At 74.4% G+C, this 2655-nt stretch carries 2 protein-coding genes; both read left to right on the plus strand.

The genetic code is table 11. The features are described 5' to 3' along the window. The coding region (cobT, locus tag ACWGH4_RS33875) for a nicotinate-nucleotide--dimethylbenzimidazole phosphoribosyltransferase (RefSeq protein WP_453467611.1) at nucleotides 1-2125 on the plus strand (2125 nt) is incomplete at its 5' end. Between the two features lie 210 nt (nucleotides 2126-2335). Next, a partial coding sequence (locus ACWGH4_RS33880) for a precorrin-2 dehydrogenase/sirohydrochlorin ferrochelatase family protein (RefSeq protein ID WP_453467613.1) occupies nucleotides 2336-2655 on the plus strand: 320 nt, incomplete at its 3' end.

Below are 2655 nucleotides of genomic sequence, written 5' to 3' on the forward strand. Positions count from 1 at the left end.
GGCAGCGCCCGCGGAGCCGGGCGAGCCCCCGGCGGACGTCGCTGCGGCGCCCGTGGAGGCGCCGGAGCCCGCTGACGTGTCCGCCCCGGCCGTCCAGTCGGAGGAAGCCGCCACCGCACCGGCCGCCGAAGCACCTCGGACCGAAGTCCTTCAGACCGAAGCCACTCCGACCGAAGCCCTTCCGACCGAAGTCCCGCAGGAGCAGGCTCCGCAGGCCCAGGCCCCTGAGGCCGAGGCTCCGCAGGAGGAAGCCCCGCAGGACGACGTGAACGAGGCCCCCGCCCCGGCGGACGCCGACTCGTCGGCGCAGTCCGTCGCGGACGACGCCGCCCCGGCCGCCGCAGAGGCTCCCGAGGAGGGCGAGTCGCCCGAGCCGCAGCCCGCCGCCGCGACGCCCCCCGCACCCGGCTACGACGACGCCGAACGCGAGGCCGTCCTGCGCGTGATGCGCGAACGCCGCGACATCCGCAACGGCTTCCGCAGCGACCCCATCCCGCACGAGGTCCTGCTGAGGGTCCTCGAAGCGGCGCACACCGCGCCCAGCGTCGGCCACTCCCAGCCCTGGGACTTCGTCGTCATCCGCTCCGCGGAGACTCGGCGCACCATGCACGAACTGGCGCAGCGCCAGCGCGAGGCGTACGCCAAGTCGCTGCCCAAGGGCCGGGCCAAGCAGTTCAAGGAACTGAAGATCGAGGCCATCCTCGACACCCCGGTGAACATCGTCGTCACCGCCGACCCCACTCGTGGCGGCCGCCACACCCTCGGCCGGCACACCCAGCCGCAGATGGCGCCCTACTCGTCCGCCCTGGCCGTGGAGAACCTGTGGCTCGCGGCCCGCGCCGAGGGCCTCGGCGTCGGCTGGGTCTCCTTCTTCGACGAGCGCGAGATGGTGCGCACGCTCGGCCTGCCCGAGCACCTCGAGGTCGTCGCCTACCTCTGCGTGGGGTACGTCGACGAGTTCCCGGAGGAGCCCGAGCTGATGCAGGCGGGCTGGTCCAAGCGCCGCCCCCTGTCCTGGGTCGTGCACGAGGAGACCTACGGACGCCGTGCGCTGCCCGGCGAGGAGCCGCACGACCTGCTGCAGGAGACCGTCACCAACATCCGCCCGCTCGACGCCAAGGCGCTCGGCGAGGCGTGGGAACGCCAGAAGCGGATGACCAAGCCCTCCGGCGCCCTCGGCATGCTGGAGATCATCTCCGCGCAGCTCTCCGGCCTCTCCCGGATGTGCCCGCCGCCGATCCCCGAGCCCGCGGCCGTCGCGATCTTCGCCGGTGACCACGGGGTGCACGCCCAGGGCGTCACCGCCTGGCCGCAGGAGGTCACGGGTCAGATGGTGGCCAACTTCCTCGGCGGCGGGGCGGTCTGCAACGCCTTCGCGAACCAGGTCGGCGCCGAGGTCTGCGTCATCGACGTAGGCGTGGCCTCCGACCTGCCGGCCACTCCCGGTCTGCTGCCGCGCAAGGTGCGGCCCGGCACCGCCGACTTCACCACCGGTCCCGCCCTGACCCGCGAGGAGGTCCTCTCCGCCATCGAGGTCGGCATCGAGACCGCCCGCGACCTGGTGGCCGCCGGCAACAAGGCGCTGCTGACCGGTGAGATGGGCATCGCCAACACCACCGCGTCCGCGGCGCTCATCTCCGTCTACACGGGTGCCGACCCGTCGGAGATCACCGGGCGCGGCACCGGCATCAACGACGAGATGCACGCCCGCAAGGTCGACGTCGTCCGCCGTGCGCTCGAGCTCCACCAGCCCGACCCGGCGGACCCGATCGGCGTCCTGGCGGCCGTCGGCGGCCTCGAGCACTGCGCGCTCGTCGGACTGATCCTCGGCGGCGCCTCCCTGCGGACCCCGGTCATCCTCGACGGCGTCAGCACGGGCGCGGCGGCCCTGGTCGCCCGCGCCGTGGCACCGGAGGCGCTGGCCGCCTGCATCGCGGGCCACCGCAGCGCGGAGCCCGGCCATGTGGCGGCCCTCAACAAGCTGGGTCTGCGCCCCCTGGTCGACCTGGACCTCCGCCTCGGCGAGGGCACGGGCGCCCTGCTGGCGCTCCCCGTGGTCCAGAGCGCCGCCCGGGCGATGCACGAGGTGGCGACCTTCGACTCGGCAGGCGTCACGGAGAAGTAGTCCGGGGTCCGGCCCGCGCATCCGGTCCGCAGTGGACGACCGGATGCGCGGCGGCGCAGGCGCCGGAGGCAACCGTTCCGCAACGGTCCGGCCCGCCCCGCGCACCGGGGCCGTATCGTGTTCGCCAGGACCCTCACCCGTTCCCACCAGCCGCTTCACCGTCGCAGCGGCCTCACTCCCGCATCGCACCGCCCGAGGAGCCGCACCGCCATGGCCGAGCACGTCCCGCACGCCGAGCACCCCGCCTACCCCGTCGGCCTCCGACTCGCCGGGCGCCGCGTCGTCGTCATCGGCGGTGGGCAGGTCGCCCAGCGAAGGCTCCCCGCCCTGGTCGCGGCCGGTGCCGATGTCACCCTGATCTCCCCTTCCGCGACGCCGTCCGTCGAGGCCATGGCCGAGTCCGGCGAGATCACCTGGACCCGCCGCCGCTACGAGGACGGCGACATCGCCGACGCCTGGTACGCCCTGGTGGCCACCAGCGACGCCGACGCCAACGCCCGCGCCTCCGCGGAGGCCGAGCGCACCAAGAC

This window comes from Streptomyces sp. NPDC054847, assembly GCF_053610925.1.